1 protein-coding gene is annotated in these 276 nt (G+C 50.7%); it reads left to right on the top strand.

The genetic code is table 11. The annotated features are described in order from the left end of the window. Positions 1–110: 110 nt before the first annotated feature. Positions 111–276 (top strand): glycine--tRNA ligase subunit alpha (locus tag SB660_RS20235; protein WP_410584094.1); only part of this gene is annotated, 166 nt, incomplete at its 3' end.

The following is a 276-nucleotide window of genomic DNA, read 5'->3' as shown; positions in this document are numbered from 1 at the left end:
AACCGCGGGAGAACTCTCGTCCCTATGTTTGCGGCCGGCAAGCATAGAGACGGGAGTTTTTTGGTTGCCGCCGCACTTGTAAAAGAATGGAGAAAGTGGAGGTGCTTGAAATGAACATTCAAGATATGATTTTAACCTTGCAGAAGCACTGGTCGAATGAAGGCTGTGTGCTCATGCAGTCGTATGATGTGGAGAAAGGCGCAGGCACAATGAGCCCGTATACATTTTTACGAAGCATCGGGCCGGAGCCGTGGAGAGTGGCTTACGTTGAGCCGT

This window comes from Bacillus sp. SIMBA_005, from assembly GCF_046535585.1.
Classification (GTDB): Bacteria; Bacillota; Bacilli; order Bacillales; family Bacillaceae; genus Bacillus; species Bacillus pumilus.
Note: the sequence above shows the minus strand (reverse complement) of the source record. Positions and strands in the feature narration are given on the sequence as shown.